Origin of the sequence: Parazoarcus communis (assembly GCF_003111645.1) — a bacterium.
Classification (GTDB): domain Bacteria; phylum Pseudomonadota; class Gammaproteobacteria; order Burkholderiales; family Rhodocyclaceae; genus Parazoarcus; species Parazoarcus communis_A.
Map to the genome: position 1 here is coordinate 1008006 of NZ_CP022187.1, position 23894 is coordinate 1031899.

A 23894-nucleotide genomic window follows, 5' to 3' on the forward strand; every position below is an offset into this window, starting at 1 on the left:
CGCACCACAGCCGCTGCCCCGCTGCCCGAATCGCAAAGCGGGTTAGACTTGCGTGAGCTCAACTGCGCCATGATCTCATGCTCATAAACTGCACTGCCTACCAGCACGGCCGCAAGCTGGCCGATCTCCCGATCAGCGAAATCTCCTCCTATCTTCACAAGCAGGACTGCTTCGTCTGGGTGGCGCTCAAGGATGCAACACCTGACGAGATGGCGCAGATGAAGGCAGCTTTCGGGCTGCATGAACTCGCAGTGGAAGACGCCAATCACGGTCACCAGCGCCCCAAGGTCGAGGAGTACGACGACGAGGTGTTCGCAGTCATGCACCTGGTCGAAGAGCAGGAAGGAAAGCTCGCCGTCGGTGAAGTGCATACCTTCGTCGGGCGAAACTACATCCTTTCGGTCCGCAACCGCAGCCAGCAGAACTTCCTCGGCGTCCGCGCGCGCTGCGAACGCGAACCGAAGATGCTGGTCAAGGGGCCTGGCTATGTGCTGTACGCGCTGATGGATGCGGTGGTCGACCGCTACTTTCCGCTCATCGAAAAGCTCGAAACCGATCTCGAAGCGATGGAGGAGCGGATCTTCACCAAGGGCGCTGCGCCCACCAACATCCGGCGTCTGTACCGGCTCAAGCGCAAGGTCACCCTGCTCAAGCACGCCGTCACGCCCTTGATGGAAGCGGCCGGAAAGCTGCACAGCGGCCGAGTCCCCGAGGTGTGCAGCAACAGCCGCCACTACTTCCGCGACGTGTACGACCACCTTACCCGCCTCAACGCATCGCTCGACAGCATTCGCGACACCATTGGCACGGCCATCCAGGTGAACCTGTCGATGGTCACCATCGATCAGACCGAGGTCAGCAAGCGTCTTGCGGCCTGGGCCGGTATCTTCGCCGTGGCAACCGCACTCGCCGGCATCTGGGGGATGAACTTCAGCCACATGCCCGAACTTCAGTGGGAATACGGCTACCCCGCCGCACTCATCGCGATCGTGCTGGCGTCGGCTGTTCTGTACTGGCAATTCAAGCGGGCAAAGTGGTTGTAGGGTCCTTGAAGCCCGGTCTCACGAGCCAAGTCCGGGCGCGATGGGCCCGGGACGGTTAGAATGCGGGGCCCTGCCCCCGAAACCGAAGTCATGTCAGCTGCCCCCGAAATTCGCCCCGATCAATCCGTCGAGTTGCTCAAGGCGCTGCACATCCTCACTCGCGACGGCAAGCTCAATCAGGACAGCCGGCGCAAGCTGAAGCAGGTCTACCACCTCTACAACTTCATCGAGCCCCTGCTTGAAGAAGCCTTTGCCACCTCAGCCGAGCCCGTACTGGTCGACCACGGCGCAGGCAAGTCGTATCTGGGCTTCATCCTTTACGACCTGTTTCTCAAGTCCCGCGACAAGGGCAAGGTCATCGGCATCGAAACCCGAGCGGATCTGGTAAAGAGCTCGCGGGCGCTTGCCGACAAGCTGGGCTTCAGGCGCATGCGTTTCTACGATCTCTCGGTGGAGGCCTCGATCACGTCCGACGCCCTGCCCGACCGCGTCGATATCGTCACCGCACTGCACGCCTGCAATACCGCAACAGACGATGCGATCCGCTTCGCCCTCGCCAAGCAGGCCCAGTTCATCGTGCTGGTGCCGTGCTGCCAGGCCGAAGTGGCCGCCATCCTGCGCCAGCACAAGGCCGAATCGCTATCGCAGACGCCGCTCGCGGAAATCTGGCGCCATCCGATTCATACCCGTGAGTTCGGCAGCCAGATCACCAACGTGCTGCGCTGCCTGCTGCTCGAAGCGTATGGTTATTCGCTCACCGTGACAGAGCTTGTTGGCTGGGAACATTCGATGAAGAACGAGCTGATCGTTGCGCGCCGCACCGGCGCCCCGCGTGGCAATGCACGCGAGCGTCTCGCCCAGATCCTCGACCAGCTCAACCTCGGCGCGCTGACCGAGCGTTTCAACTACTGACCGCGACACGCACGACGAGCGCCCTGCGTCCACCCTCGCCACACGGCCTTGCAGCCTGTCCGTGTGCCTGGCAAGCGTGCCGTCATGTTCGAAAGTTCCAGTCCAGGTCCGGCCTGAGCCCGCCTTCGGGTTACAATTCCGCTCTTTCTTGGAGCCTTGCGGAGCGCTCAATGCCTGTCGCCCAGACCGAAAACCTCAATATCCTGGCTGTCGATGACATGCCGTCGCCCGAGCAGATCAAAGCGCTCGTGCCGCTCACCGACAAGGCCGCCGCCTCGGTGCTGGCCGGTCGCAGGGCGCTGATGGACATCCTTGACCGCAAGGACAAGCGCCTTTTCGTCGTTGTGGGTCCGTGCTCGATCCACGACCCGGTTGCCGGCCTCGACTATGCTCGCCGCCTGCGCGCGCTGGCGGACGAAGTCGCGGAAACGATGGTTCTGGTGATGCGGGTGTACTTCGAGAAGCCCCGCACCTCGACCGGATGGAAGGGTTACATCAACGACCCTTACATGAACGACTCCTTCCGTATCGACGAGGGCATGGAAAAGGCACGTCGCTTCCTTCTGGACGTCGCCGAGACCGGCCTGCCGATCGCCACCGAGGCGCTCGACCCGATTGCGCCGCAGTTCTACGGCGACCTGATCTCGTGGACCGCCATCGGCGCCCGGACATCCGAATCGCAGACGCACCGCGAGATGGCCTCGGGCCTGTCGACACCGGTCGGATTCAAGAATGCAACCGACGGCGACATGGATGTGGCAGTCAACGCCATCATCTCGGCGGCCAGTCCGCACAGTTTCCTCGGCGTCAGCGGACAGGGCCAGTCGGCCATTCTGCGCACCCGTGGCAACAAGTACGGCCATGCCGTCCTGCGCGGCGGTGGCGGACGCCCGAACTACGATACGGTATCGATCTCGCTGGCCGAGCAGGCGCTGGTCAAGGCCAAGCTGCCGGTCAACATCGTGGTCGACTGCTCGCACGCCAACTCCTGGAAGAAGCCCGAACTGCAGCCCCTGGTAATGAAGGATGTCGTCCATCAGGTGCGCGAAGGCAACCGCTCCGTTGTTGGCCTGATGATCGAAAGTAACCTCGAAGCCGGTAACCAGCCCATTCCTGCGGATCTGTCGCTGCTCAAGTACGGCTGCTCGGTCACCGACGCCTGCGTCGGCTGGGACACCACCGTAGACATGATCAAACGTGCAGATGCGGAACTGCGCGAGGCACTGGCTCTCCGGGAGCGCACTGAATGAGCCTTGTCGTACAAGGGCTCGACGTTGACAACCTGGCCCTCAAATCGCTCGCCAAGCTGACCGGCGCGCGGGCGATCGAGCAGATCACGCCGCAGGCGTTTCGCCTGTGCGGTGCGCAGTCCGACCCCGGCGTGCCCACGCATTGTGCGCACGCCGCGCTGGACTGGGCCTGGGTTGCTGAAGATCGCCGGCTGGGCGATTTCGGCCTGTTCGTGACCGACATGGACTCGACGCTGATCAACATCGAGTGCATTGATGAGATCGCCGACATGCAGGGCCTGAAGGCTCAGGTTGCCGAGATCACCGAAGCCGCCATGCGCGGCGAGCTGGATTTTCGCGAATCGCTGACCCGCCGCGTGGCGCTGCTGCGTGGCCTGCCGGAAGATGCGCTGACGAAAGTCTACGAGCAACGGCTTCAGCTCAATCCAGGCGCCGAGCGCCTGATGCGCGGGCTCAAGCAGGCCGGCATCCGCACCATGCTGGTGTCGGGCGGCTTCACCTACTTCACCGAGCGCCTCAAGCAACGCTTGGGCTTTGACTACGCCTGGGCAAACGAACTCGAAGTTGAAGGTGGTTACCTGACCGGCCGGGTGACCGGCGACATCGTCGATGGCAATGCCAAGGCCGAGCATCTCGAGCGCACGCGCGACGCACTTGGGCTGAACGCCGAACAGGTGATTTGCGCGGGCGACGGCGCCAATGACATTCCGATGTTCCAGGCCGCAGGGTTTGGCGTCGCCTATCGTGCCAAACCGGTGTTGCGTGCCGAGGCGAACTGCTGCTTCGACCACGTCGGCCTTGACGGCATCCTGGCCTTGTTCCCTGCCTGACGCTCCTCCGCTCTGGCAGCCTGCTGACACGCCCCGCCAAGGCCGAAAGCAGGTTTCCAGACTGTGATCCGCGTCAGCCTTCTGCCGCCACGTGGCTGAGGATCGGGTTCAGCATTGCGCCTCCAAGGCGGCGGCTGCGAGCGCCGTTCCAGCCGGTCTGTCCATCAGGCATGTTGGCGTTGTCCTTGAACGGCATCTCCAGCGTCAGGGACACGCAGCCAAAACGGTGCGCCACCCACTTGCTGGCGAGTGTCAGCATTTCCTCGCCGAAGCGTCCATTCACGTAACCGTGCTCGGTTTGAAAGTCCGGGCTGACAGCCAGCAGGCCCTCAATGAACCGCGCCTGTTGCGCGGCCATTTCGGTGGTGAATCCGGGCACCTCGTCAGCGGTGGCGAGGAACACATAGGGCAGTGACTCGTCGCCGTGGATGTCGAGAAAGAGTTCGCAGCCGGTCTCTTCCATCGCCTGCCGTACCAGATGGACTTCGGGGCTCATGAGCGGGTCGGGCGTGCGCCATTCGCGGTTCAGGTTACGACCGGCGGCATTGGTGCGCAGGTTTCCGCGCACCGCACCGTCCGGGTTCATGTTTGGCACGATGTAGAGGACTGCATGCTCGCGAATCTTGCGTGCGACCGGTTCGGCGCTGTCGAGCAGGCGCTTCAGCAGGCCCTCGATGAACCACTCGGCCATCGACTCCCCCGGATGCTGGCGCGCAATGATCCACACCGGCTTGCGCCCCGCCACCGGACGTCCGACCACCACCACATCGAGGTCGCGCCCTTCCACGCTCGTGCCAAGGTTCTGCACGGTTGCATAAGGCGACATTTCCGCCCAGCTGATCAGTTCCAGATGGCGTTCATGTGAATACGGCTCGAAATAGGCGTAGTAAATGATGTCGCGCTCGGGCGTGTGCTCGACCACGAGCTCGCCGTTCTCGTAACAGGTGCCGGACACCCGGAACCAGTTCTTGCGGTCGTAGTACGCAACACAGCGATAGTCCGGCCACCCTTCCGGATAGGCCGCATCCGCCGCGTTCTCGAACACCATCCGCACGGGCTTCCCACCCGCATCGTGCAGACGGAAGTGGAACCACTGGCGGAAATCCGCTGCGTTATCCGCACGCAGCCGCAGCCGGATGTTCTGCGGATCCTCGATGCTGACGACTTCGATTGAGCCCGAATCGAAGCTGGAACTGATCTTCATGCTTTCTCCATCCTGTGGCGCGGCCGGATGCATGCCGTCGCGCGGTTCAATCCAGACCGCCGTGCTTCTCTCAGTCCACGCGTCGCCGGAACACCCAGGTGTCTGCGTCCGAGGCCTCGGCGGCAAAAGCGTAGCCCTCAGCGTCGAACTTGCGCAGGGCGTCGACGTCCTCGGCACGATGGGTGATCGCATATCGGCTCATGAGGCCGCGCGCGCGCTTGGCATAGAAGCTGATGATCTTGTAGCGCCCCGCCTTCCAGTCTTCAAACACCGGAGTGACCACCCGGCCTTGCAGCTGCTTGCGGCGTACCGACTTGAAGTACTCCTCGGACGCGAGATTCACCAGCACCCGTTCGCGTCCGGCCTCTTCTTCACGCGCCAGCAGGGCGTTCAGCTCGTCGGTGATGCGGTTGCCCCAGAAGGCGTAGAGATCCTTGCCGTGCGCGTTTGCCAGCTTCGTGCCCATCTCGAGGCGATAGGGCTGCATCAGATCCATCGGCCGCAGCACGCCATACAGCCCGGACAGGATCCGCAGATGCGCCTGCGCCCAATCCAGGTCTGCGGGTGACAGCGAGGCCGCATCGAGCCCCTCATACACATCACCATTGAAGGCCAGCACCGCCTGCTTGGCGTTGTCGGGCGAAAACGGACGCGTCCAGCTCGTGTAGCGGGCAACGTTGAGACTGGCGAGCTGATCGGAAAGCTTCATCAGCTGGGCAACCTCGGCCGGTGTGCGCTGACGCAGGATGTCGATCAGTTCAGATGCCTGATCGAGGAAGTCGGGCTGACTGTGAGTGGCAACAACCGGGGGGGTCTCGTAGTCGAGCGCCTTGGCGGGAGAGATGACGAAGATCATGGTACAGCTCAAATGAATCGAGACCCCGATCTTAGCAAATCCGTCCGGTTTGACACGCACTGCCTGATTACGCAGTATTGACCGGTTTCGCTTTTCACCGAGTCTCGATGTCCGTTCATTCTCCTCTCCTTACCCGCTCACTCGCTGCCGTATGGCATCCTTGCACGCAGATGAAGCAGCACGAGACGCTGCCGCTGATCCCGATCGTGCGCGGAGAAGGTCCCTGGCTGATTGATGCCGACGGCCGGCGGCTGCTCGACGGCATCAGCTCGTGGTGGGTAAACCTCTTCGGACATTGCAATCCTCGCATCAACGAGCCGCTGCGTGCGCAGCTGGAAACACTCGAGCACGTGATGCTTGCCGGCTTCACTCATCCACCGGTCGTAGAGCTCTCAGAGCGGCTGGCTGCACTCACCGGACACCGCCTTGGTCACGCCTTCTACGCGTCCGACGGTGCTTCGGCGACCGAGATCGCGCTGAAGATGAGCATGCATAGCTGGCGCAACCGCGGTCGCCCGGGCAAGACCCGCTTCGTCAGCCTGGCGGGCAGCTACCATGGGGAGACCGTAGGTGCGCTTGCAGTGACCGATGTGGCAATCTTTCGCGATGCCTACGCCCCGCTGGTGAGAATGGCGAGCACGGTACCGTGCCCCGACGCGCGCCTCGCGTCATCGGGTGAAGATCCCGTCGACCTTGCTCGCCGCGCAGCGTCAGCACTGGAAGCCTGTCTCGCCGAAAGTCACGACGAGATTGCAGCCCTGATCGTCGAGCCCCTCGTGCAGGGGGCGGCAGGCATGGTGATGTATGACCCGGAATACCTGCGCCTCGCACGCGCACTGTGCAATCGCTACGACGTACATCTGATCGCTGACGAGATCGCCGTCGGCTGCGGGCGTACCGGCAGCTTCTTCGCCTGGGAACAGGTTGCAGACTCGACGCATGAAACCGGCGGCGACTGGCCGGATTTCATCTGCCTGTCCAAAGGCATTTCCGGCGGATATCTGCCCTTGTCCCTGGTGCTCAGCACCGATGCCGTCTATGACAGCTTTTACGCCGACAGCAGCGCGCGCGCGTTCCTGCACTCGCACTCTTACACCGGCAACCCGCTGGCCTGCCGTGCCGCCCTCGCCACGCTCGACCTCTTCGAGCAGGACGATGTAATCGTTGCAAACAGGACTCGTTCGGCGCTGCTCGGGAAGCTGGCCCACGAGCGCTTCGGCTCACGGCCGGAGGTCGAACACCTGCGACAACGCGGCATGATCCTGGCGTTTGATGTGAAAACCGCGATGAAAGACTTTTCGACGCGCTTCTTCCGCGCAGCGCTCGATCACGGTGTGCTGCTGCGCCCCATCGGCAACACGGTGTATTTCATGCCGCCCTACGTTGTCGAAGAGACCGAACTGCGGCACCTTATCAACGGTGCAGCCGCTGCGCTCGATGCAGCTCTCGTCTGAACACATGACTCAGCTCGATCTCCTGCGCGACGATCTGCGTGATCTGGAGCAGGCACACCTGATGCGACAGCGACGCAACAACGCGCTGCCGTGCGCGCCACTTGCGGTGGTCGATGGACGTGAGATGCTCGCCTTCTGCAGCAATGACTACCTCGGTCTGGCCGGCGATCCTGCACTTGCAGATGCGCTTGCCGAGGGTGCGCAACGCTGGGGCGCAGGGTCGGGTGCCTCACACCTCGTCAGCGGCCACTACGATGTTCAGCACACGCTCGAACAAGGCCTCGCCAGCTTCATCGGCTGTGAGCGGGCGCTTTACTTCTCGACCGGCTACATGGCCAACAGTGGGGTGATACCGGCACTGGTGGGACGTGGTGGTGCAGTATTCGCTGACCGTCTCAACCATGCCTCTCTGGTCGATGGCATGTTGCTGTCGCGGGCGGAGACGCACCGCTACCCGCACCTCGACCTCGCCGCACTCGAACGCATGCTGCAGGCGAGCACGGCCCGCCGCAAGCTGATTGCGACCGACAGCGTGTTCAGCATGGACGGTGATGTTGCGCCGCTGCCCGACCTCCTCCGGCTCGCGGACACCTACGATGCCTGGCTGATGGTGGATGACGCGCATGGTTTCGGCGTACTGGGTCCGAACGGACGTGGTGCGGTGGCAGAGGCTGGCATAGCATCCTGGCGCCTGATCCTGATTGGCACCCTGGGCAAGGCAGCGGGTGTCTCGGGCGCCTTCGTTGCCGGGCAGACCGAGCTTGTCGAATGGCTGATGCAGAAGGCTCGGACTTACATCTTCACTACGGGTGCGCCACCGGCGCTGGCGCATGCACTTCTTTGCAGTCTGGAACTCATCTTGAATGGCGATGAACGCAGGACACATCTTGAGCATTTGATCGCATTGTTTCGCGGTCGATTGCAGCTGAAACGCTGGCAGCTGATGCCGTCGAGAACGCCAATCCAGCCCATTCGGGTCGGCGACAACGCAGAAGCACTCGCGCTGGCCCGGGCGCTGTGGGACGAAGGACTCTGGGTGCCGGCGATCAGACCTCCCACCGTGCCCGTAGGCAGCGCGCGCCTGCGAATCTCGCTCTCTGCTGCCCATACCGAATCCGATGTTGAACGACTGGCATCAACGCTCAACCGTCTGGAACACAGCCTATGAATGCATCCCCCTTGGTGTTCCTCCACGGATGGGCGATGACCCCCGCCGTGTGGCAGCCGTTGATCGCCAGGCTGAACAGCGGCAATGCGGTGTTTGCCCCTGAACTCCCCGGACATGGCGGCGCACCCGCCGCAGCGTCCGCGATCCTCCAGGCCTGGACCGATGCGATACAGGCCGCGCTGCCCGACGACGCGGTCGTCACTGGCTGGTCGCTTGGTGCCATGCTCGCTCTCGATCTCGCTGCCCGCTATCCGCACAAGGTATCGCGGCTGGCCCTGATCGGCGCATCCCCAAAGTTCGTCAGCAGTGCCGACTGGCCATGCGGTTTGCCTCCAGACACCGTGTCGTCCTTTTTGTCCGGTTATGTCGCCGAGCCGCAGCCTACACTGAGGCGCTTTCTTGCCTTGCAGACGCTTGGCGACAGTGCTCGCCGCGGTCTCATGCCGATGCTGGAGCAATCTCAACAGGCACATCCTGAAGGTCGCGCCCAGCGTGCGCTTGCAGTCGGCCTCTCCATTCTGGCAGAAGCCGACTTGCGCCCGTCGGTCGCACAGGTCAAACAGCCGGTGCAACTCATCCACGGTGACGGCGATGCCCTGATGCCAGTCGCCGCAGCCCAGTGGCTTGCCCAGGCCCTCCCCAACGCAGGTGTCGAGATTGTGAGCGGCAGCGGCCACGCGCCGCTCCTTTCCCGCCCTGATCGCTGTGCCGAGCTGATCCGCGCGCTCGCCCATGACTGAGCAGCGCAAGCGCAAACGCGCGGTGCGATCCGCCTTTGATCGCGCAGCCTCCACCTACGATGCCGCCGCCGCGGTACAGCGCGAAGCGTGCGCCCGGCTCCGAACTTTTGCCGATGCTCATTTGCTCGCGCATGAGGCGTCGCGGGTTGTGGATGCCGGTTGCGGCACCGGACACGCGCTCGCTGCATTGATGGAGCGCTTCCCGCAAGCCCAGCATATCGCGCTCGATTTTTCGCCGGCTATGCTTCTGCGCGCCTGTCAGAACGGTGCGAAGGCCCTCCCGCTCTGCGCAGACATTGAGCACCTGCCACTGCGAAATGCCAGCATCGACGTCATCTGGTCGAGCCTCGCCGTACAGTGGTGCAGCAGCGGGCACGTGGCAGCTGAGATCGCCCGTGTGCTCACGCCCGGCGGCATGGCATGGATCGCCACGCTCGGCCCTCGCACCCTGCACGAACTGAGCGACGCCTTTGCCCAAATCGACGATGTCGCACATGTGATTCGTTTTCAAGACGCCACACACTGGCGCAGCGCTGCCGAGCAGGCAGGGCTGGAAACGCTGGCAGTTGAACAAAGTGACATTGCCGGGCTCGCGGCTGATCTGCGCAGTTTGCTGCGTGACATCAAGGCGATCGGCGCACACACACTGGACGATCGCCGCCGGCAGCCCCTTGGCAAGTCCGCATGGTGGACGCTTCAGTGCGCGTATGAGAAATGGCGCCGGGCAGACGACCAGCTCCCCGCCACCTATGACCTGATCCTGATCGCACTGAGGAAACCTGCATGAATGAATCCCGCGCCTGGTTCGTAGCTGGCACAGATACCGGCATCGGCAAGACCTTTGCCACCGCCGCGCTGATTCACGCGGCCCGCAAGCAGGGCCATCGGACGCTCGGCATGAAGCCGATCGCAGCGGGCGCCGAGCTGGTTGGCAGTGAGCGGATTAACGAAGACGCGGCCCTCCTGCGTGCGGCGGGCAGCTTCGATCCGGGTCTCGGGCTGATCAATCCATACTGCCTGATGGCGCCAATTGCACCGCATATCGCAGCCGCAGAAGAAGGCGTTTCAATCGAGCCCGGTCGCGTCATCGACTGTTTCAATACTCTCAGCGCTGCTGCGGACCGGATCTTCGTCGAGGGCGTGGGCGGATTTCGCGTACCGCTCGGGCCCGCATATGACACCGCAGATCTCGCCAGTGATCTCGGACTTCCCGTCATTCTCGTTGTTGGTCTGCGCCTGGGGTGCATCAGCCATTCGCTGCTGACGATCGATGCAATCCTGGGCCGCGGCCTCAGCCTGGCAGGCTGGGTGGCGAACTGTATTGATCCCACCATGCTGCGCAGGGAGGGGAATATCGACAGCCTGCGAACACGGATTGATGCACCCCTGCTCGCCCGACTGCCCTTCGTCGAGGGCGGCGATGCGTCGTCGGTCTCACACCTGTGTACGTTACCGGGTTGATTCTTTGGCGATCAGTTGTCGCTTGCGCGTGCAAACTCGCGCTGACGCATCTGCTCAAACAGACAGACCGCCGCCGCCGCTCCAACATTGAGCGATTCCACCCCCTCGGCCATCGGAATGGTCACGATCTGGTCGGCCCGTCGCTGCAGCGCTGGCGAGACGCCCTGCCCTTCAGCACCAAAGAGCCAGGCAATTGACCCAGCGAGATCGAGTGCGTAGAGCGGGCGGGCGCCGGCGCTGAGGCCGGTGGCCAATACCCTGCCGGGAAAGCTGGCAAGCGAGGTCAGTGCATCCACCTGCTCGTTCAGCTCAAGTTTGAAATGTGCGCCCATGCCGGCGCGGAGTACGCGCGGTGACCACGCCTGTGCGCAACCGGGCGTCAGCCAGGCTGTCCGGATGCCGGCCGCAGCGGCCGTGCGCAGAATCGTGCCAAGATTTCCGGGGTCCTGCACGGCGTCGAGCACGATTACCGAGGTCGTGCCTGTCGGCGCTGCAGTCTGAGCCGGCACATCAATGAGCGCGAGAACGCCCGACGGGCTGTCAACCGGGCTGACGTGGGCAAATACGGGGTCTGTGAGTTGGGTCAGCGATGTAGCGGACGGCAGCTCATCGACGAGCGTCGCGATCTCGGCAGTGGCAAGACCAGTCTCGGAGACGAACACCGACTTCAGCGGCATGCCTGCTTGCAGCGCAGCCTCGATCAGATGCGCGCCGTCGAGCACGGTTTCGCCATGCTTGCGCCGGTCCCGTGCGCTACCTGCCAGCGCATGAAGATGCTTGACGCGGGGGTTATCGCGAGAGCTCAGCCGTTCCACGCCCGGATTCCGCTCAGAAAGCCAGGCCGAGCGTGGCGATTGCGGTGGTCAGCAGCCCAAGTCCGAGGTTAAAGCCCACACGCTGGCGGATCGTATTCATCGCCACCGCCGCGCGCGCCCAATCCTCATTGGCGACCGCCTGCTGCATCGAACGCCAGGGCCCGAACCAGATCGACGCAAACACCCCGATCATCACCATGCCGGTCAGCAGCATCACGTGCCACGCAAGTGGCGCCCGCGCAAAACCGGTTTCGATCAGCATGCCAAAGCCAGACACCACGATCAGTGCAATCGAGATCCAGACCATTGGAAAAAAAGCGCGCAGCACCGCTGCCCACAATCCGAGACGGCGGTCCGGAGGCAGCTGCATCGCCGCAGGCCGGAGACAGAACCACGCAAACGCCATGCCCCCAACCCATACCACTACGCCGCAGACATGCAGGAAAAGCATCAGGTGGTGCAGCGTCATGTGGCTTCGTCCTCAGTCCAAAGCGGGGGATTCTCAAGAATTGCACGGACAGGGCCGAAACTGCGCCGGTAGAAATCCTGCACACCATACCTGCGTATGGCAGCGAGATGCGAGGCCGTCGGGTAACCCTTGTGCCCTGCAAGGCCGTAGTGTGGAAACGCCAGGTCAAGCGCACGCATCTGTTCGTCGCGCACGGTCTTGGCCAGAATCGACGCGGCCGAAATGGCTGGCTCGAGACTGTCGCCCTTCACGATCGCGCGTGCGGGAATTTCGAGCGCCGGGCAACGGTTGCCATCGATCAGCGCCTCGTCGGGTCTGACCGCAAGCGCCTCGACCGCCCGCTTCATCGCCAGCATCGTTGCATGCAGGATGTTGAGCCGGTCGATCTCCTCGACCGACGCCTCTGCAACAGCCCACGCAAGCGCACGCTCACGGATCAGCGGAGCAAGTCGTTCACGCGCACGTTCGCTCAGCTTCTTTGAGTCTGCGAGCCCCTCAATCGGACGCGCCGGATCAAGGATGACCGCTGCAGCCACGACCGCGCCGCACAAGGGACCGCGCCCGGCTTCGTCCACACCGCAAATCAGTCCAATGCGACGTGGCTCAGACATGACCGACCTGGGGCTTGTGCTGAAGATAGGGCAGAATCGCTGCAGCAGCCTTGTCAGCCGTATCCTGGCGCAGTGTCAGATGAAGTTCGGTGAATCGCTCTGCGAGCGCCTCGCAACCCGCGGGGTCGAGCAGCCAGCGGTCGAGCGCATCCGCGAGCCTGACCGGTGTCGCATCGTCCTGGAGCAGTTCGGCCACCAGAGACTCATTGCACAGGATATTGGGCAATCCAACCCAGGGCAGATACGCCATGCGCTTCATCAACCGGTACTGCCAGCCGCCCATCCGGTAACTGATCACCATCGGGCGTTTGAGCAAGGCGGCCTCAAGCGAGGCCGTGCCGCTGGCAACCAGTACCACGTCCGCTGCCGTCATGGCGTCGACTGAATGCCCGAAGAGCATGCGGATTGGCAACTCGCGCGCATTGTTGAGGCGCAGCGCCTCCTCGAACAGGGTTCGCGTTTCACGGGTCGCAAGCGGCACAAGGAACACCGCGTCCGGATGACGTTGCGAGAGAATGGCTGCCGCACCGATGAAGGTATCCGCGAGATTGCGCACCTCGGACTGCCGGCTGCCAGGCAATACCGCAATGACCTTGGCGTCGGGTGAAACATTCAGGCGCTCCCGGGCCGCTGCGCGGTCAGGCTTGAGCGGAAACACGTCCGCCAACGGATGCCCGACATAGGTCGCAGGAACGCCCGCCTTGTCGTAGATCGGCGCTTCAAAAGGAAACAGGCACAGCATCCGGCTCACCGAACGCGCGATCATCTTGATCCTGCCACCGCGCCAGGCCCAGATCGAAGGACTGACGAAATGAATCGACGGAATCCCGGAATCCTTCACCCGCCCTTCCAGCCAGAGATTGAAATCAGGGGCATCCACGCCGATGAAGGCATCGGGACGATCACGGCGGATCTCGGCGAGCAGTTTCTTGCGAATGCCCGAGAGCTCACGATAACGCTTCAGCGCATCAACATAACCGTGCACCGCAAGGCGCTCGGACTGCCAGCGCGCCTCGAAGCCCTCCGCCTGCATCTTGGGACCACCGATGCCGTAGAACACCGCATCCGGAACGTGCTGCTTTACGGCGCGGATCAGGTGACTGGCGAGGAGATCGCCGGAGGCTTCTCCGGCCACCATGGCGATTCTGGGCGCCATGTGATCAACGCACCAGACCGCGGCCAGACTGGCTGATGAAATCGGAGAAAGCCTGGACCTCGGCGTGTTCGCCGGCGAGTCCCGCAATCTGCTCCCGTGCTTCCTCGAGTCTCAAGCCCGAACGGTACAGGAGGCGGTACGCACGCTTGATCGCAGCAATCCCGTCCGCGGAAAAGCCGCGGCGCTTCAGACCTTCACTGTTGATCCCATGCGGCGCAGCCGGATTGCCCGAGACCGTGACGCACGGGGGCAGATCCTGCAGCAGTACTGTACCGACACCGCAGAAACTGTGGGCGCCAACCCTCACGAACTGGTGCACCCCGGTGAAACCGCCGAGAATGGCCCAGTCTCCGACATGCACATGGCCCGCAAGCGTCGCATTGTTGGCAAAGATCGTGTGGTTGCCGACCTGACAATCGTGCGCAACATGCACATACGCCATGATCCAGTTGTCGTTACCCATACGGGTGACGTACGCATCCTGACTGGTGCCCACGTTGAACGAACAGAACTCGCGAATCGTGTTGCGATCACCAATCTCGAGCCGAGTCGGCTCCTCGACGTATTTCTTGTCCTGCGGCTGAGCGCCGATCGAGCAGAACTGGAAAATCTCGTTGTCACAACCGATCGTCGTATGCCCTTCGACCACGACGTGAGGTCCGATCCACGTGCCGGCACCGATCTCGACGTGCTGGCCGATAATCGAATATGCGCCGATCGATACGTTCTCGCCGATCCGCGCGTCCGGATGGACGATGGCAGTCGGATGAATCATGACAGGGTCTTGAGCGCACACATCAGTTCAGCCTCGGTTGCGACCTGATCACCGACCCTGGCCACACCCTTGTACTTGTAGATGTTGCGTTTGCTCTGAGTAATCTCGACATCGAAAATAAGCTGGTCGCCCGGAACAACGGGCCGCTTGAAGCGGACGTTGTCGATACCCGCAAAATACACCACCGAGTTTTCGTCAGGCTTCACGCCCATGCTCTTGAACGACAGCAGCGCGGCGGCCTGCGCCATCGCCTCGACGATGAGCACACCCGGCATGACCGGATGATGCGGGAAGTGGCCCGGAAAGAACGGTTCGTTCATGGTCACATTCTTCAGCGCCAGAATACGTTTGTTCTCTTCAAGTTCGAGCACCCTGTCGACCAGCAGAAACGGGTAACGATGGGGGAGGTATTGAAGAATTTCGTTGATATCCATGGTATTCAGCTCTGTTCCCGTTCTTCCAGGCGTTGTTCGAGGGCGCGTATTCTATCCACGAGCGTGTCGAGGTGGCGAAGATGCGCGAAATTTTTGACCCAGTCGGCGTGTCCCTGAACCGGCAGATTGGCCGTATAGACGCCAGGCTGACGGATTGACTTGGTCACCAGCGTGCCTGCCGAGATCACGACATCATCGGCAATCGTCAGGTGGCCGATGATGCCGGCCTGCCCGCCGATCATGCACCGTGCACCGATCCGCGTGCTGCCCGCAATGCCGACACAGCCGGCAATCGCAGTGAAGTCGCCGATACGGACGTTGTGCCCAATCTGGATCTGGTTGTCGATCTTTACCCCGTTACCGATCACCGTATCGTCCAGCGCACCCCGGTCGATCGTGGTGTTTGCGCCGATTTCGACATCATTGCCGATGACGACACGGCCAACCTGCGGAATCTTCACCCACGCACCGTCACGCTGGCGTGCGAAGCCGAAGCCATCCGAACCGATCACGGCACCCGCATGAATAATGCAATCCTGGCCAAGCACACAGCCGGCATAGACTGTGGCACGCGGTGCAATCCGGGTGTTCGCGCCGACGTGTGCACCACGGCCGACATAAGCACCAGCACCGATGTGCACGCCCTCACCCAGCACAACACCCTCTTCAACAACCGCGCCTGCATCGATCGCCACCGAGGACGGCACCGAGCAGGATACGGCAGCCAGAAGATGAACACCGCCCAGCACTGATGCGGGCGGGTTGAAGTGTCTTGCAACGTGCGCGAAGTAGAGATAGGGATCGTCTGCGACGATGCGCGGCCGGTCAGTCAGCGCATCCCGTGCGCTCTTGCCAACAATGACTGCCGCCGCACCACTGCTCTTGACCTGACTCAGGTACTTCGGATTGGCCAGGAAGGAGAGGTCGCCCTTTCCTGCCTGGTCGAGTGTCGCAACCCTGTCGACACAGACGCTGCCATCGCCAACCAACTCACCACCAAGTTTTTGGACCAGTTCGTCGAGGCGAATCATTGCCGATCGACGCCCTTACTTGGCTTCGGACAGGGCCTTGACCACTTTGTCCGTAATGTCGATGCGCGGGCTGGCGTAGACCGCCTCCTGCAGGATGATGTCGTATTTCTCGGCTTCGGCAATCTGCTTGACCGTGCGGTTAGCCTTGTCCAGCACCGAAGCGAGTTCCTCGTTGCGGCGCTGGTTGAGATCCTCACGGAACTCGCGCTGCTTGCGCTGGAAGTCACGGTTCAGATCGTTGAATGCACGTTCCTTGTTACGACGGTCGGACTCGGCCATCGTCACGCCGTTGCGTTCGAGATCTTCCTGCATCGCCTGCAGGTCCTTGGCCATGCGCTGCATTTCCTGGTCGCGCTTCTCGAATTCCTTCTCAAGGCGCTGCTGCGCACGCACAGCCGGTCCGGCCTCGCGCATGACGCGATCGGAATTGACGAACCCGATCTTTGTTTCAGCCGACGCAGCCTGGCTCAGCCCCATCAGGGCCACTGCGATCACGGAGAGAGTACTGACTTTCACATGTGTCTCCACAAATTATCCGGGGGCGGCACGATCAGAAAACGCTGCCAAGCTGGAACTGGAAGCGCTGGATATCGTCGTCCGCTTCTTTCTTGAGCGGGAAGCCAAGGCTGAACTTCAAGGGTCCGATCGGCGAAGTCCAGGCAAAGGCGAGACCGGTACTGTACCGCAGGTCGCCGAAGTTGATCTTCTCGTCGTCGCCCGTAACCGCATCCTTGCCCCACACATAACCAGCGTCCAGGAAGGCCGAGATACGGAAGGAACGATCCTTGCCCGAGCCCGGCATCGGGAAGAAGAACTCGGCATTGGCCACGGCCTTGCGCGTACCACCGATCGAATCGCCATCCGAATCCTTGGGTCCGAGCGAGCTCTGGTCAAAGCCGCGAACGGAACCGATACCGCCAACGTAGAAGTTCTTGTAGAACGGCACCGGCTTGCCGCCGAATCCGGCTGCCCAGCCGATATCTCCGTTGAGCATCAGCGCGTAGTCCTTGCCGATCGGGAACCAGTGCTGGTACTGGTAGTTCAGCTTGGTATAACGCAGATCGCCCGGCGGCAGGGCCATCTCACCATAGACGCGCTGATACACACCCTTGCGCGGGTACAGGAAGCTGTCGCGGCTGTCCCGCGACCATCCCGCCGTCAGCAGCAGGCTCGACACCGTGACGTCACCAATCCCGCTCGAATCGCTACAACCAAAATCGATACAGAACTCTTTGTACTGATCAGTACTGTCGTCATAGGTCGTGATACGCGTGCGGTCAATCCCAAGACCGAAGCTGATGCTGTCGTCTTCCGCAATCGGGTATCCCAGCCGCAATCCGGCACCGGTCGAAACGGTCTTGTACGGCGACACCGTCGAGTAATCCGTCGTGTCGTAGGTACGGTGATAGATGTCCCAGCCCAGACTCACACCGTCGACGGTGTAGTACGGGTTGGTGAAGGACAGCGACAGTGTGCGGCTGGATTTGCTCGTATTGAGTCCGAGCGTCATCGCATTACCGCTGCCGAAGAGGTTCTGCTGTGAAATCGATGCCGACAGCACGATGCTTTCCGAACTGGAGAAGCCCGCGCCCAGCATCAGATTACCCGTGGGCCGTTCCTTGACGCCGAAATTCACGTCCACCTGGTCGGTGGTACCGGGAACCGCAGGGGTCTCGACCGTCACTTCGTCAAAGAAGGCCAGCTTGTCGACACGTTCGCGCGAGCGATTGATTGCTGCGGCATCGTACCAGGCACCTTCCATCTGGCGCATCTCACGACGCACCACCTCGTCGCGGGTCTTGGTGTTACCGCCAACGTTGATCCGGCGCACATATACGCGACGACCCGGATCGACGAAAATGGTGAACGCCACTTCGCGTTTCGCCTTGTCGACTTCGGGCGCGGCATTGACGTTTGCAAACGCATAGCCTTCGTTGCCGAGCCGGTCGGTGACCGCCTTGGTGGTCTCGGTCAGCTTCTCGCGCGAGAAGATCTCGCCCGGACGAACCGTGCTCAGCGCAAGATACTCGGACTCGGGAAGAATGAGTTCGCCGGTGAAACGCAGCCCGCTGACCGTGTATTGCTCACCCTCGGTGATATTCACCGTGATGTAGATCTCTTTCTTGTCCGGCGTGATCGACACCTGGGTCGAATCGATATTGAAATCGAGATAACCCTGGTTGAGATAGTAGGAACGCAGATTCTCAAGGTCGGCAGACAGCTTCTGGCGCGAGTACTGATCGTTCTTGGTGTACCAGGTCAGCCAGCCCGGCGTCGTCAGCTGGAACAGATCGACGAGGTCTTCGGTATCGAAGGCCTTCGCACCAACCACTGTGATGCTGGCGATCTTGGCGACTTCACCCTCTTCCACGCTGAAGTTGATCCCAACGCGGTTGCGCTCCAGCGGCGTCACCGTGGTGGTGACCGCTGCAGCGTACTTGCCGCGACTCAGGTACTGGCGCTTGAGCTCCTGCTCGGCGCGATCAAGCAAGGCACGGTCGAAGATGCGTGACTCAGCGAGCCCGACTTCGCGCAGGCCGGCCTTGAGCTGGTCCTTGTCAAATTCCTTGACCCCGACAAAATCGATCTGGGCAATGGCAGGGCGCTCATCGAGCAGGACTACCAGCACGTCGTTTTCGGTTTCAATGCGCACATCGCTGAAAAATCCGGTGGCGAACAGTGCCCGGATCGCGTCGGCGGCCTGCCCTTCATCGAACGTGTCACCGACACGGACCGGGAGGTAGTTGAAGACCGTACCAGCTTCCGTACGTTGGATACCCTCTACCCGGATGTCCTTGACCACGAAGGGGTCAAAGGCGAACGCGGGAAAAGAGGCAAAAAGGGCCATGATCAGCCCTGAAAGGCGCTTGCGATTCATTCGGTTATTCAGCCGGAGATAAGACGATTGATGTCGTTGTAGAAGGCAAATGCCATGAGCATGACAAGGAGCGCAAGGCCGATCTGCTGGCCGATCTCCATGACACGTTCCGAGACGGGACCGCCCTTGATGATTTCGATCACATAATACAGTAAATGCCCGCCATCCAGCACCGGGATGGGTAGCAGGTTGAGCACTCCCAGGCTGATGCTGATGAGCGCCAGGAACTTGATGTAGTGGCCCAGTCCAAGCTGCGCCGACTGCCCCGCATAGTCCGCAATCGTGACCGGCCCGGACAGGTTCTTCCACGAGATCTCACCGGTGAACATCCGCCCGATCATCTGCAGGCTGAGTACGCTGGTATCCCAGGTCTGCCGCACGGCCTTCTCAAGGCCGTCGACGATGCCGTACCGAACCTCGGCGAACATCGTCAGCCCGCCAAGCACCGGTTCTGCGACCGCAATACCGATGCGTCCGATGCTTTCGCCATTCTCAGAGGCCGCGTCAGGCACGATGGCAAAACTGCGCTCCACGCCGTCACGTTTCACCCCGAACACCCGCTCGCGCCCGGCAGACTCGCGCACCTGCGCCACCATTTCCCCCCACGACCCGATTGGTTCGCCGTCGATCGCGATGATCTCGTCTCCCGCCACCAGGCCGGCGCGAGCGGCGGGTCCGTCGTCGACCAGCCTGCCAACGACAGCGGGAATCTCCGGTCGCCAAGGGCGCAGGCCGATCCGTGCGATGAGGTCCGTGCTGCTGTCATCAATATCCAGACCGGTGAGATCCAGCGTGCGCATGGTCTCGACTTCCTCAAGCGTTCGAATGCGCAGGCTCACCGTGCTACTGTCGAGAGCATGGCGCAGGAGGACCCAGCGCAGATCCTGCCAGCTCTGCACGGGCTCGTCGTCGATCGCGACAACGAGATCCCCGTCGCGTATGCCTGCCAGTTGCGCCGGATTCGAGCTCGCAGCATCACTGAGCTCCACGGTCGAGATCCGGGGACGAAGTTCATCAGTGCCGACGACGAAAATGCCCCAGTAAAGCACGATGGCCAGCAGGAAGTTCGCAAGCGGACCAGCCGCGACGATCGCAAACCGGTGCCAGACACTCTTGCGATTGAAGGCCCGGTGAAGTTCGTCCGTGGCAACCGAGCCCTCTCGTTCGTCGAGCATCTTGACGTAGCCGCCAAGCGGAAACGCGCCAAGTGCCCACTCCGTCCCGTCAGCACCAGCGCGCTTGACCACCAGCGGCTTGCCGAACCCGATCGAGAAGCGAAGCACTTTCACACCACACCACCGTGCGACAAGGTAGTGGCCAAGTTCGTGGACCAGGATAAGCAGCCCGAGTGCGAGGGCAAACGGAATCAGGTAGTGAAACAGAGTCATCGGGTCATGGAACGCTTGGTAATTTGGTCTCGGGCGATCTCTCGCGCATGGGCATCTGCAGCCAGAACTGCCTCCAGCGAATCGACCGCCATTACCCCGACACGTTCCAGCGTCGCAGAAATAACATCGCCAATACGCCGATATCCGAGGTTTCCGTCAAGGAACGCGGCCACGGCCTCTTCGTTTGCAGCGCTGAGCACGGCAGGTGCGGCGCCACCTGCACGCAAGGCCTGGTATGCCAAGGCCAGGCAGGGAAAACGCTCGAGATCCGGACGCTCGAACGTCAGACGCGAGATCTCGACCAGATCGAGAGCCCCCACGCCGGAATCTATCCGTTCAGGCCACGCCAGTGCATGGGCAATCGGCGTGCGCATGTCGGGATTGCCAAGCTGGGCAATCACCGAGCCGTCGATGTAATCCACCATCGAGTGGATGACGCTCTGCGGATGAATCACGACCTCGATCTGGTCCGCCGGCGCGCCAAACAGCCAGTGCGCCTCGATGACTTCGAGCCCCTTGTTCATCATCGTGGCCGAGTCCACGGAAATCTTGCGCCCCATCACCCAGTTCGGGTGTGCGCACGCCTGATCAGGCGTGACATGCTCAAGATCTTCGACCGCCGAATCACGGAAGGGCCCACCGGAGGCCGTCAGCAGAATGCGCCGGACACCGCTCGCACCCGGATTGCGCTGATAGCTGACGGGCAGGGACTGGAAAACCGCATTGTGTTCGCTATCGATCGGGAGCAGGCAGGCCCCTGATGCCGCAACCGCATCCATGAACAGCTGCCCGGAGAGAACCAGTGCTTCCTTGTTCGCGAGCAACACCTTCTTGCCTGCGCGTGCCGCTGCAAGCGTCGGCTCAAGACCGGCAGCGCCGACAATTGCAGCCATGACCGCGTCGACCTCGGCAGCGGCCGCAACCTCTGCAAGCGCAGCGGCGCCGGACAGCACCTCGGTCGCGCAACCGGCTGCGCGTAACCGTGCGCGCAGTTGCAGCGCTGCGTCAGCATCGACCATCACCGCATAGCGCGGGCCAAAGCGGCTGCACTGCTCAACCATCTTGTCCACCTGGCGATTGGCCGTGAGCGCAAAGACCGCATAGCGTTCGGGGTGACGGCCGATGACATCCAGCGTACTGACGCCGATCGAGCCAGTGGCGCCAAGAATGGTGACGTGCTGCAGACGTGAGTCAGGCATGAAGGGTCAAATTGTCAGCGTGCGAGCCAAAGGGCCAGCAGGCCTGCCATTGGCAGGGTTGAAGTGAGACTGTCGATGCGATCGAGAATGCCGCCATGACCGGGAAGGATGGCACCGCTGTCCTTGATCCCGGCCTGACGCTTGAGCAGCGACTCGAACAGGTCACCGATGATGCTGACCGCGGTAAATGCGAGCAGTAAGGGGAAGGCTGCCGTGTAGAGCCATCCCGGCGTATCGAGAGCGGCAAACAAAAAGAGCAGCACGTAGCCGAAAACACTTACGCCTGCGGCCGCGCCGAACGCACCTTCCCAGGTCTTCCCAGGACTGATCCCGGGCGCCAGCTTGCGCCGCCCGAATGCACGACCGCTGAAATAGGCGGCAATATCGGCAACCCAGACCATCGCCATGATCGCCAGCAGCAACCATGGACCGAGCTGTCGGAGGTGCGCCAGCGCCAGCGCCGGCGGCACCATCACCACCAGCCCGACCGCGATGGCCATGCCAGCGCTCGACAGGCGCCATTTCAGCTGCAACCAGAAGGGGATGGCAAGCAGCCAGAAAAGCGCACTGGCGAGATAAAGCGGCGCCAGCAGGCCGATAACAGGCGCCGACGGTCCACCAAGTCCGGACAATGCCCCGAGCACTCCGCACAGCACGCCGGTCAGAACCGCAAAGATCGTGCGACCGGGCGTGGCGAAGCGTGCGAGTCCGCCCCACTCCCACGCGGCCCCGCCACAAACCAGCGCGCAAAACGCGAGCCAGAGCGGGGCGGGCAACGTGAACACGGCAGCAAGCAGACCGAACAGGAGAATGAACGCAGTGATGATCCGCGTTTTAAGCATGACGCCCCGCACTTGCAGCGTCCTTCACCTGATCGCTGGTGCGACCAAACCGGCGTTCACGCCCCTGGTAGGACTCGATGGCACGGCCAAGCGCCTTGGCATTGAAATCGGGCCAAAGCGTATCGGTGAAGTGCAGTTCGGTATAAGCCAGTTGCCAGAGCAGGAAATTGCTGATGCGTTGCTCGCCACCGGTACGGATGAAAAGATCCGGTTCGGGCGCGAAACTCATCGAAAGTTCGGCTTCAAGCGCCTCTTCCGTGACGGGTACCTCTTCGCCCGGATGCTTGGCCAGTACTTTTGAAACCGCCTGAAGAATGTCCCAGCGACCGCCGTAATTTGCGGCGATCGTGAGGTTGAAGCGGGTATTGCCTGCAGTCAGGGCTTCGGCTGCATGGATCACATCCACCAGTTTCCTGTCGAAACGGGAGACATCTCCGATGACACGGAAGCGAATACCGTTCTCGTGCAAGCGATCCACCTCTTTCTGCAGCGACTTGATGAACAGCTGCATCAGAAATGAGACTTCATCGGCGGGACGGCGCCAGTTCTCGGAACTGAAGGCGAACAGGGTCAGGTACTCGACCCCCCGATCCATGCAGGACCGGATGGTAGCGCGGACCGTATCGACGCCCCGGCTGTGGCCGGCGACGCGCGGCATGAATCGCTTCTTCGCCCAACGCCCGTTGCCGTCCATGATGATCGCAATGTGCCGGGGCACGCCGCTGGCTGCCGGAACGGCACGGGTGGAACTGGTAAAGCCAGAATCTGCCATCAATGGACTCCACGCATGGCCCTTGGCGGGCCATTCGGTTGTGGCAGATCAGATCTGCATCAGCTCCTGCTCTTTTTGCGCGAGCAGTTTGTCGATCTCGCCAACGTGGCGATCCGTCAGCTTCTGGATTTCGTCCTCGCCGCGACGCTCGTCGTCTTCAGAGATCAATTTCTCCTTGACGGCATCCTTGAGCTGCTGATTTGCGTCACGACGCAGGTTGCGCACCGCAATCTTGGCACTCTCGCCTTCGGTACGCACGACCTTTGTAAGGTCACGGCGACGTTCTTCGGTCAGCGCGGGCATCGGAACGCGGATGATCTCACCCATGTTCGCAGGGTTGAGACCCAGGTCGGAATCACGAATCGCCTTCTCGACCTTGGCCAGCATCGGCTTTTCCCAGGCCTGAACGCCGATGGTACGGGCGTCGATGAGAGTAACGTTTGCGACCTGATTGACCGGCACCATGCTGCCGTAGTACTCGACCATCACATGATCGAGCAGGCCCGTGTGTGCGCGACCGGTGCGCACCTTGGCCAGGTCGAGCTTGAGAGCCTCGACCGACTTGTTCATTTTCTGTTCGGTCGTCTTCTTGATTTCGGAAATCAT

General features: G+C 61.9%; 25 protein-coding genes. 9 read left to right on the plus strand and 16 right to left on the minus strand.

What is annotated here, in order from left to right; all coding sequences use genetic code 11:
- Window positions 1-77: 77 nt before the first annotated feature.
- From corA to serB, 4 genes are all read left to right on the plus strand, one after another.
- Complete coding sequence (gene corA, locus CEW83_RS04655; protein WP_108948293.1) at window positions 78-1043, plus strand: magnesium/cobalt transporter CorA; 966 nt, start codon at window positions 78-80, stop codon at window positions 1041-1043.
- 90 nt (window positions 1044-1133) lie between these two features.
- Window positions 1134-1955: a class I SAM-dependent methyltransferase gene (locus tag CEW83_RS04660; protein WP_108948294.1), complete on the plus strand. Its 822-nt coding sequence runs from the start codon at window positions 1134-1136 to the stop codon at window positions 1953-1955.
- A 170-nt stretch (window positions 1956-2125) separates the two neighbouring features.
- Window positions 2126-3205, plus strand: a complete 1080-nt coding sequence (locus tag CEW83_RS04665; protein ID WP_108948295.1) for a 3-deoxy-7-phosphoheptulonate synthase — start codon at window positions 2126-2128, stop codon at window positions 3203-3205.
- Window positions 3202-4035: a phosphoserine phosphatase SerB gene (gene serB, locus CEW83_RS04670; RefSeq protein ID WP_108948296.1), complete on the plus strand. Its 834-nt coding sequence runs from the start codon at window positions 3202-3204 to the stop codon at window positions 4033-4035. The genes CEW83_RS04665 and serB overlap by 4 nt, the downstream gene beginning before the upstream one ends.
- Window positions 4036-4108: 73 nt before the next feature.
- On the opposite strand, the gene CEW83_RS04675 is transcribed toward serB, so the two are convergent.
- On the minus strand, window positions 4109-5239 hold the full coding sequence (locus CEW83_RS04675; RefSeq protein ID WP_108948297.1) for a M14 family metallopeptidase: 1131 nt from the start codon (window positions 5237-5239) through the stop codon (window positions 4109-4111).
- Between the two features lie 70 nt (window positions 5240-5309).
- Complete coding sequence (gene yaaA, locus CEW83_RS04680) at window positions 5310-6095, minus strand: peroxide stress protein YaaA (protein WP_108948298.1); 786 nt, start codon at window positions 6093-6095, stop codon at window positions 5310-5312.
- A 107-nt stretch (window positions 6096-6202) separates the two neighbouring features.
- On the opposite strand from yaaA, the gene bioA reads away from it, so the two are divergent.
- From bioA to bioD, 5 genes are read left to right on the plus strand one after another with little or no spacing between them, the layout of a single operon-like run.
- Entirely contained in the window at window positions 6203-7549 is a 1347-nt protein-coding gene (gene bioA, locus CEW83_RS04685) for an adenosylmethionine--8-amino-7-oxononanoate transaminase (protein WP_108948299.1), read from the plus strand.
- Window positions 7550-7553: 4 nt separating this feature from the next.
- On the plus strand, window positions 7554-8717 hold the full coding sequence (gene bioF, locus CEW83_RS04690) for an 8-amino-7-oxononanoate synthase (RefSeq protein ID WP_108951207.1): 1164 nt from the start codon (window positions 7554-7556) through the stop codon (window positions 8715-8717).
- Window positions 8714-9457 (plus strand): alpha/beta fold hydrolase, encoded by a 744-nt coding sequence (locus CEW83_RS04695; protein ID WP_108948300.1) that lies wholly within the window; start codon window positions 8714-8716, stop codon window positions 9455-9457. The genes bioF and CEW83_RS04695 overlap by 4 nt, the downstream gene beginning before the upstream one ends.
- Window positions 9450-10244, plus strand: a complete 795-nt coding sequence (gene bioC / locus CEW83_RS04700) for a malonyl-ACP O-methyltransferase BioC (RefSeq protein ID WP_108948301.1) — start codon at window positions 9450-9452, stop codon at window positions 10242-10244. Before CEW83_RS04695 ends, bioC begins: the two co-directional genes overlap by 8 nt.
- On the plus strand, window positions 10241-10918 hold the full coding sequence (bioD, locus tag CEW83_RS04705; RefSeq protein ID WP_108948302.1) for a dethiobiotin synthase: 678 nt from the start codon (window positions 10241-10243) through the stop codon (window positions 10916-10918). Before bioC ends, bioD begins: the two co-directional genes overlap by 4 nt.
- Window positions 10919-10929: 11 nt before the next feature.
- On the opposite strand, the gene CEW83_RS04710 is transcribed toward bioD, so the two are convergent.
- From CEW83_RS04710 to frr, 14 genes are read right to left on the minus strand one after another with little or no spacing between them, the layout of a single operon-like run.
- Complete coding sequence (locus tag CEW83_RS04710; protein ID WP_108948303.1) at window positions 10930-11733, minus strand: TrmH family RNA methyltransferase; 804 nt, start codon at window positions 11731-11733, stop codon at window positions 10930-10932.
- Between the two features lie 13 nt (window positions 11734-11746).
- A complete protein-coding gene (locus CEW83_RS04715) occupies window positions 11747-12202 on the minus strand; it encodes a CopD family protein (RefSeq protein ID WP_108948304.1) in 456 nt (151 codons plus the stop codon).
- A complete protein-coding gene (gene rnhB / locus CEW83_RS04720; protein WP_108948305.1) occupies window positions 12199-12813 on the minus strand; it encodes a ribonuclease HII in 615 nt (204 codons plus the stop codon). The genes CEW83_RS04715 and rnhB overlap by 4 nt, the downstream gene beginning before the upstream one ends.
- Window positions 12806-13969, minus strand: a complete 1164-nt coding sequence (gene lpxB, locus CEW83_RS04725; protein WP_108948306.1) for a lipid-A-disaccharide synthase — start codon at window positions 13967-13969, stop codon at window positions 12806-12808. The genes rnhB and lpxB overlap by 8 nt, the downstream gene beginning before the upstream one ends.
- A 4-nt stretch (window positions 13970-13973) precedes the next feature.
- Window positions 13974-14744: an acyl-ACP--UDP-N-acetylglucosamine O-acyltransferase gene (gene lpxA, locus CEW83_RS04730; RefSeq protein WP_108948307.1), complete on the minus strand. Its 771-nt coding sequence runs from the start codon at window positions 14742-14744 to the stop codon at window positions 13974-13976.
- Complete coding sequence (gene fabZ, locus CEW83_RS04735) at window positions 14741-15178, minus strand: 3-hydroxyacyl-ACP dehydratase FabZ (protein ID WP_108948308.1); 438 nt, start codon at window positions 15176-15178, stop codon at window positions 14741-14743. The genes lpxA and fabZ overlap by 4 nt, the downstream gene beginning before the upstream one ends.
- 5 nt (window positions 15179-15183) lie before the next feature.
- A complete protein-coding gene (gene lpxD / locus CEW83_RS04740; RefSeq protein WP_108948309.1) occupies window positions 15184-16209 on the minus strand; it encodes a UDP-3-O-(3-hydroxymyristoyl)glucosamine N-acyltransferase in 1026 nt (341 codons plus the stop codon).
- A gap of 15 nt (window positions 16210-16224) precedes the next feature.
- On the minus strand, window positions 16225-16725 hold the full coding sequence (locus CEW83_RS04745) for an OmpH family outer membrane protein (RefSeq protein ID WP_108951208.1): 501 nt from the start codon (window positions 16723-16725) through the stop codon (window positions 16225-16227).
- Between the two features lie 34 nt (window positions 16726-16759).
- Window positions 16760-19087, minus strand: coding sequence for an outer membrane protein assembly factor BamA (bamA, locus tag CEW83_RS04750; protein ID WP_108948310.1), 2328 nt, complete (start codon window positions 19085-19087; stop codon window positions 16760-16762).
- Between the two features lie 8 nt (window positions 19088-19095).
- Window positions 19096-20475, minus strand: a complete 1380-nt coding sequence (gene rseP / locus CEW83_RS04755; RefSeq protein ID WP_108948311.1) for an RIP metalloprotease RseP — start codon at window positions 20473-20475, stop codon at window positions 19096-19098.
- Window positions 20472-21674 carry a 1-deoxy-D-xylulose-5-phosphate reductoisomerase gene (gene ispC / locus CEW83_RS04760; RefSeq protein WP_108948312.1) on the minus strand — a complete coding sequence of 401 codons (1203 nt, stop codon included), beginning with the start codon at window positions 21672-21674 and terminating at the stop codon, window positions 20472-20474. Before ispC ends, rseP begins: the two co-directional genes overlap by 4 nt.
- A 14-nt stretch (window positions 21675-21688) precedes the next feature.
- Window positions 21689-22516, minus strand: coding sequence for a phosphatidate cytidylyltransferase (locus tag CEW83_RS04765; protein ID WP_108948313.1), 828 nt, complete (start codon window positions 22514-22516; stop codon window positions 21689-21691).
- A complete protein-coding gene (uppS, locus tag CEW83_RS04770) occupies window positions 22509-23288 on the minus strand; it encodes a polyprenyl diphosphate synthase (RefSeq protein ID WP_108948314.1) in 780 nt (259 codons plus the stop codon). The genes CEW83_RS04765 and uppS overlap by 8 nt, the downstream gene beginning before the upstream one ends.
- A gap of 48 nt (window positions 23289-23336) precedes the next feature.
- Window positions 23337-23894, minus strand: coding sequence for a ribosome recycling factor (frr, locus tag CEW83_RS04775; protein ID WP_108948315.1), 558 nt, complete (start codon window positions 23892-23894; stop codon window positions 23337-23339).

What these genes read in the sequence shown, in the direction of transcription:
- CEW83_RS04665 (WP_108948295.1), top strand. Translation starts at nt 2,126, where the DNA reads ATGCCTGTCGCCCAGACCGAAAACCTCAATATCCTGGCTGTCGATGAC.
- frr (WP_108948315.1), bottom strand. Translation starts at nt 23,894, where the DNA reads ATGATTTCCGAAATCAAGAAGACGACCGAACAGAAAATGAACAAGTCG.
- yaaA (WP_108948298.1), bottom strand. Translation starts at nt 6,095, where the DNA reads ATGATCTTCGTCATCTCTCCCGCCAAGGCGCTCGACTACGAGACCCCC.
- bioD (WP_108948302.1), top strand. Translation starts at nt 10,241, where the DNA reads ATGAATGAATCCCGCGCCTGGTTCGTAGCTGGCACAGATACCGGCATC.
- lpxD (WP_108948309.1), bottom strand. Translation starts at nt 16,209, where the DNA reads ATGATTCGCCTCGACGAACTGGTCCAAAAACTTGGTGGTGAGTTGGTT.
- serB (WP_108948296.1), top strand. Translation starts at nt 3,202, where the DNA reads ATGAGCCTTGTCGTACAAGGGCTCGACGTTGACAACCTGGCCCTCAAA.
- CEW83_RS04660 (WP_108948294.1), top strand. Translation starts at nt 1,134, where the DNA reads ATGTCAGCTGCCCCCGAAATTCGCCCCGATCAATCCGTCGAGTTGCTC.
- corA (WP_108948293.1), top strand. Translation starts at nt 78, where the DNA reads ATGCTCATAAACTGCACTGCCTACCAGCACGGCCGCAAGCTGGCCGAT.
- uppS (WP_108948314.1), bottom strand. Translation starts at nt 23,288, where the DNA reads ATGGCAGATTCTGGCTTTACCAGTTCCACCCGTGCCGTTCCGGCAGCC.
- rnhB (WP_108948305.1), bottom strand. Translation starts at nt 12,813, where the DNA reads ATGTCTGAGCCACGTCGCATTGGACTGATTTGCGGTGTGGACGAAGCC.
- fabZ (WP_108948308.1), bottom strand. Translation starts at nt 15,178, where the DNA reads ATGGATATCAACGAAATTCTTCAATACCTCCCCCATCGTTACCCGTTT.
- bioC (WP_108948301.1), top strand. Translation starts at nt 9,450, where the DNA reads ATGACTGAGCAGCGCAAGCGCAAACGCGCGGTGCGATCCGCCTTTGAT.
- rseP (WP_108948311.1), bottom strand. Translation starts at nt 20,475, where the DNA reads ATGACTCTGTTTCACTACCTGATTCCGTTTGCCCTCGCACTCGGGCTG.
- CEW83_RS04695 (WP_108948300.1), top strand. Translation starts at nt 8,714, where the DNA reads ATGAATGCATCCCCCTTGGTGTTCCTCCACGGATGGGCGATGACCCCC.
- ispC (WP_108948312.1), bottom strand. Translation starts at nt 21,674, where the DNA reads ATGCCTGACTCACGTCTGCAGCACGTCACCATTCTTGGCGCCACTGGC.
- bioA (WP_108948299.1), top strand. Translation starts at nt 6,203, where the DNA reads ATGTCCGTTCATTCTCCTCTCCTTACCCGCTCACTCGCTGCCGTATGG.
- bioF (WP_108951207.1), top strand. Translation starts at nt 7,554, where the DNA reads ATGACTCAGCTCGATCTCCTGCGCGACGATCTGCGTGATCTGGAGCAG.
- CEW83_RS04715 (WP_108948304.1), bottom strand. Translation starts at nt 12,202, where the DNA reads ATGACGCTGCACCACCTGATGCTTTTCCTGCATGTCTGCGGCGTAGTG.
- CEW83_RS04765 (WP_108948313.1), bottom strand. Translation starts at nt 22,516, where the DNA reads ATGCTTAAAACGCGGATCATCACTGCGTTCATTCTCCTGTTCGGTCTG.
- bamA (WP_108948310.1), bottom strand. Translation starts at nt 19,087, where the DNA reads ATGAATCGCAAGCGCCTTTCAGGGCTGATCATGGCCCTTTTTGCCTCT.
- lpxA (WP_108948307.1), bottom strand. Translation starts at nt 14,744, where the DNA reads ATGATTCATCCGACTGCCATCGTCCATCCGGACGCGCGGATCGGCGAG.
- lpxB (WP_108948306.1), bottom strand. Translation starts at nt 13,969, where the DNA reads ATGGCGCCCAGAATCGCCATGGTGGCCGGAGAAGCCTCCGGCGATCTC.
- CEW83_RS04675 (WP_108948297.1), bottom strand. Translation starts at nt 5,239, where the DNA reads ATGAAGATCAGTTCCAGCTTCGATTCGGGCTCAATCGAAGTCGTCAGC.